The following is a 4,798-nucleotide window of genomic DNA, read 5'->3' on the forward strand; positions in this document are numbered from 1 at the left end:
GGTGGTGCATGCGCTATAACACGCGCCGGCGGCACTCCTGGTGCAATCTCGTAGCGCCTGATGTCTTTGAAACCAAGTCTTCGGCTATACTGACCACAGCAGCATAGCTAGCCCCCGATATGTCCACTTTTCGGGGGTCGGGCCCACTTTACCACACGTCGCCGATGTACCACCACTAGGCGTAAGCCTGGCCACCGAGTCATGCCGGATTTGCTAGGCCGCAAATTCGCAGCTAACGAGCCGAACCGCGTTTATGTCGGCGATATTACCTACTTGCCATGTAAAGGAGGAAAAACATGTATGTGGCCACTGTCATTGACACTTCATTCACGCAAACGTGCAGTTCATGCACTCGCAGACCACATGCGTGTCTTACTGGTCGTCGATGCTCTATCCCACGCGCATGGTGTGCGTGGCAGTCGTGACGGGGCTATATTCCATTCCGATCACGGCAGCGTGTACACCTCACAGGCCTTTAGGAACTATTGCTCGTCGTTGGGGGTGCGCCAGTCTATGGGGGCGGTAGGAACGAGTGCTGATAACGCTCTGGCAGAATCGTTTAACGCTACTTTAAAGCGGGAAGTGCTGCGTGATAGGAAAGTCTTTGACAATCCGATCGCCTGCCGCCGGGAAGTCTTTAGGTGGTGCATGCGCTACAACACGCGCCGGCGGCACTGCGGGTGCAATCTTGTAGCGCCTGATGTCTTTGAAGCCGAGACTTCAGCTACACTGACCAAAGCAGCATAGCTAACCCCCGATGTGTCCACTTTCCGGGGGTCGGGCCCAACGCGCTCGTCGAGACTATCCAACAGCTACCAGCACACCTGCGTGGTTCGCTGACGTGGGATCAAGGAAGTGAAATGGCCGGCCATAAATCATTTACCATTGCCACCGAATATCCGGTGTACTTCTGTGATCCAGGATCACCCTGGCAGCGAGGAAGTAACGAAAAAACCAACGGACTTCTGCGCCAGTATTTCCCCAAAGGCACTGACCTATCCGTCCACACCAAAGAAGACCTCGAGTTCGTTGCCATGCAACTCAACGACAGACCACGCGCAACCCTAGGCTTCGCCAAACCAGCCGAAAAAATGGCCGAACTGCTAAGCTATGCCACCGAAATCTAAAATCGTGTTCCCACGACCACTAGAATCCGCCTTGCTTTGGCAACGCTCGACGGTAAACGAGATCATCTCGCTTGCTACCAGTTGGTCCGCCAATAAGAAAACCGTCCGGTGCGCTACGTGCACATCGGACGGTTCCGCTGGGTTCCCAAAAAAGAACCAATTATTGAGTGCTCTGTATAGTCACAAAGCCTATACAGAAGCGGGATGACCTATTTAGCGGTCGACGTCAAGGACTAGGCCGTTCTTGTCGATGTCGACGTCAACGCCACCAACTTCGACCTCCCAGTAACCGTCGTTGTCCCACTTGACCTTGCCTTCGCCATTGTGGGCACGCTGCAGAACCTGGGTCACTTCATCCTTAGTCAGGTGCTCTTCGGTCAGGTCACGCTCTGCCTCACCGGAGTAACCGGTGATTTCGGTTGGCAGGTCGTTGGTAGCTGTGTTGCCACCAGCCTGGCCACCCTGACCAGCGTTGCCGCCGTTCGCGTTAGCGTCAGCACCAGAGGTGACGGTGACGGTTTCTTTGCCACCATTCTGGTTGCTCTGGTTGCCCTGATCAGTCGATGCAACGGTCTCGGTGACGGTCGCTGGGGCGGAGCTGCCGTTATCGCTGCAGGCTACGAGAGTCAGGCCCAGAGCGGCAGTTGCAGCTGCGATGGAAACGCGGCGGTAATTCTTCATTTTCATGTCTTCAACCCTTCTTGTGAGTCTTGTGAGTTTTCCCAACGTTTGCTGGGGAGGCGGTGTCTAGCCTCTGAGAACTCCAGCTCGACACGATTAGTGAGTATACCTATAGGGACATATCAATCAACTATCGCAATCCTGAAATGTGAGGCATATATCACAGTAGCGCACAGCGTGATCGTGGTTATGCTTGCCTTAAAACACTTAGCCGCCCCTTCAGGACCGGCAATCTCCACCAAATGGGCCGTGAGCGTGACAAGTGGCTTTGTGAGAGGTCGCGATTATAGATATTTGTCAAAACCGTCGGAGCAGACCACGGCCATTTGGTTGATGGCCTATTTCCAGCCCTGCCCTTTTATTTCTTGGCGTAGCGCATACCTTCTATGACGTCATCATTGTCAAAGATGACGGGTTGGCCGTACTCCAGATCAGGACCGTCATCGTATTTATGCATCAGGTAATCATCAAGCTGCTGCATATCCTTCACCGTCACCGCTTGATATGGCATATCGAAGGCAAGCTTCTCCAAGAATAGGTAGCCATCCTCATATGGCACGGCAACGCCGGTATGCCCGATGAAAAGTGTGGCCGGTTCCGTCAAAGTATCGTGCGAGAATACCGAGACCACTCGGGCGTCCGTATCCGCGAACTCGATGCCACGGTCCTTAAAATAAGCCTTGATATCGGCGATGTGCTGTCCTGGATCTTGTTCCATGGTGGTTTCCACATTCCCATAGAATGCCTCAAACTTGGCGCGCTCGGCTTCATCAAAGATTTGGTCCGGCGCATTATCTAGGGACTGTTGATCTAAGAACAGCAAGGAGTCATTGGGGTTGTCCTGGTCATCAACGGAAAAGAGCGAATCCGCCAAGGTGAAGGTATTGATGCGGCAATTGGTACCCACATAATCCGCGTGATGATCATTCCACGCCTTTAAAATGGCCTCCACGTCGTATTCTGGGTCTTGCGTCCCGTAATCCACGAAGCCTTCGGCCACCATGCTCTCCGTCGGTACGGCAGTGTTGTATTCGTCTACCAATTCAAAAAAGCCGTCGATGCTTTCTTGTGGCACTCCGGCATCGGCAAGCGCGGTGCGGGCTACTTCTTGCGATTGTTTATCGACGAGATTGCTCATCGTCATCCCAGCCAGAAGCTGCGACGCATCACCTTCTGCGGTCGGAATTTCCGTGCGCTGAGCGCTCGCCGCCTTTGACTGCGCGGCAGCACTGGAGGACGACGCAGATTCAGAACCACTCGGAGCCTGATTCGTGTCACCACTATCGGGATTCGAGCAGGCTGCTAACAATAAACATGCTGTCACGGTGGGGACAGTCAGGAAGGAAAAGCGCATCATCACATGCTAGCGAAAAGGGACCGTACACGATAGCCCCTTGAAAAGGGCAGGCTTGATTTTCAACACGCCTCGCGGCACATCGTGTTGGTCCTTCATTGAGAAAACACCTCTATCCTAAGCTTTTTATACCCTACAAAGACATAAGCCTCCTAGCAGGAGACATCCTCATCAAACATCTTCTGATCCACCTTGATGGCAACGGCGGCTCCAGCTCCCATGGCTTGAGGCATCTGGTCTGGAGAGCTGATGACATTTCCGGCGGCCCAAATGCCCTCGCATGAAGTCATCCCAGAGTCCGCTTTAACCCAACCGTTTTCTACAGCGCATCCAGCTTTCCTGAGAATCGAATCATTGGGAACAAATTCAGGCCCAGTAAAACAAGCTTCATATTCTCTCTTTTCCTGCCCTACGTCAAGAACTACGCCACCATCAAATCGTTCAGATTCTGTAATCCCTTGCACTAAATTAAGTTCGATCGTGATTCCTAGCGATTTCATACGCCGCTGTTCCTCTTGCGGAAGCTCCAATCCATTTGGATAGAAAGTCACTCGATCCGTCCACTTAGTAAGCAACTTTGCTATGCGGAAAGTAAAGGGAGGGTTCTTTCCAACAATGACGGCTAGTTTCTTATTTTTGACCTCATAGCCATGACAGTAAGGGCAGTGAAAAACTCGTGAGCCCCACAGCCGCTCTAGTCCGGGAACATCTGGCAATTCGTCAGTGATACCTGTAGCAACGATTACATGACGCGAGTAGATTACCTCACCGCTTTCCAATTCGGCTTTCCACCCAGCTGAGTCATCCTCAAAAGGAGAGAGCAACTTTGCCTTTTCAGAGATAATCTCTCCTCCGAACGATTGAAATTCACGGTGGCCACTTTCCAGCATTTGAATAGGCGAAGCTGACTCAAAACCTAAAACTCCGTGGGAATGCTCGCTAAACCTATTCCGTGGCTGATGTGAGTCCACTAAGACTACAGACCGGTTCGCGCGAGCCAAAGTAATAGCCGCAGAAGTGCCCGCAAAACCGCCACCAATAATTACTACGTCCGCCCTCATAGAAATCCTTTCCCTTTTCAACTGCTTAGTCATTGATAACCGAGTTTTCCTAATCCCATCTTAAGACAAAGCGAATTAGGGAGCAGAGGCCAAATGGCTGCGGCTGCATTAATCGAGAATCCCACGAGTTAACAGATACGTTGAGGCAATACGCACCATTCGTACACATAGGCGATTTCTCTTACTCGCCACCATACTTATGTCCAGACCGGTTGATTTAATAAAAGCCGTTGCTGCTTCACACCCTAGCCCGATGCCGGGGTGCGTACCGGCAACAATCACTCGTTACTCCCCTTCCGAAAGACCCTAACGTTGGACAACTCTCCATATCAGACCCCCTATCCCGCACAACCGGCCCCAGTCCCCACAACAAAGCCGAAAAAGCCGCTTTTTAGGCGGTGGCGGTTCTGGCTATTACTCGTCGGGGTCACCTTCGTGGTGTTCGTGATCTTTATTTTTGCTGTACTAAAGGTAAGCGAAGCCCAAGATACTGAGGCTGGGGCCTGACCCCCGGAAAGTGGACACGTCGGGGGTTAGCTATGCTGCTTTGGTCAGTGTAGCTGATGTGAGTGCTT

General features: G+C 52.3%; 4 protein-coding genes and 1 pseudogene. 2 read left to right on the forward strand and 3 right to left on the reverse strand.

The annotated features are described in order from the left end of the window. The first annotated feature begins 201 nt into the window (after positions 1-201). Both ABRP98_RS11430 and ABRP98_RS11435 read left to right on the forward strand, forming a co-directional pair. Complete coding sequence (locus tag ABRP98_RS11430) at positions 202-747, forward strand: transposase (protein ID WP_502878802.1); 546 nt, start codon at positions 202-204, stop codon at positions 745-747. Positions 748-788: 41 nt separating this feature from the next. Beyond that, positions 789-1,127, forward strand: a pseudogene (locus ABRP98_RS11435) (IS30 family transposase); the annotation flags it as partial. 213 nt (positions 1,128-1,340) lie between these two features. On the opposite strand, the gene ABRP98_RS11440 reads toward ABRP98_RS11435, so the two are convergent. The 3 genes from ABRP98_RS11440 to ABRP98_RS11450 all read right to left on the reverse strand — a co-directional run bounded on the left by ABRP98_RS11440 (position 1,341) and on the right by ABRP98_RS11450 (position 4,256). Next, on the reverse strand, positions 1,341-1,814 hold the full coding sequence (locus ABRP98_RS11440) for a hypothetical protein (RefSeq protein WP_284783709.1): 474 nt from the start codon (positions 1,812-1,814) through the stop codon (positions 1,341-1,343). Positions 1,815-2,166: 352 nt separating this feature from the next. Further along, entirely contained in the window at positions 2,167-2,946 is a 780-nt protein-coding gene (locus ABRP98_RS11445; protein WP_284785856.1) for a DUF4300 family protein, read from the reverse strand. Between the two features lie 368 nt (positions 2,947-3,314). Then, positions 3,315-4,256: an NAD(P)/FAD-dependent oxidoreductase gene (locus tag ABRP98_RS11450; RefSeq protein WP_284851828.1), complete on the reverse strand. Its 942-nt coding sequence runs from the start codon at positions 4,254-4,256 to the stop codon at positions 3,315-3,317. Positions 4,257-4,798: the final 542 nt, after the last annotated feature.

This window comes from Corynebacterium sp. KPL2838 (assembly GCF_040225455.1).
Taxonomy (GTDB): Bacteria; Actinomycetota; Actinomycetes; order Mycobacteriales; family Mycobacteriaceae; genus Corynebacterium; species Corynebacterium rhinophilum.

Bases quoted from the DNA above. Each gene is read 5' to 3' on its own strand.
- ABRP98_RS11430 (WP_502878802.1), top strand. From the start codon at position 202: ATGCCGGATTTGCTAGGCCGCAAATTCGCAGCTAACGAGCCGAACCGC.
- ABRP98_RS11440 (WP_284783709.1), bottom strand. From the start codon at position 1,814: ATGAAAATGAAGAATTACCGCCGCGTTTCCATCGCAGCTGCAACTGCC.
- ABRP98_RS11445 (WP_284785856.1), bottom strand. From the start codon at position 2,946: ATGAGCAATCTCGTCGATAAACAATCGCAAGAAGTAGCCCGCACCGCG.
- ABRP98_RS11450 (WP_284851828.1), bottom strand. From the start codon at position 4,256: ATGACTAAGCAGTTGAAAAGGGAAAGGATTTCTATGAGGGCGGACGTA.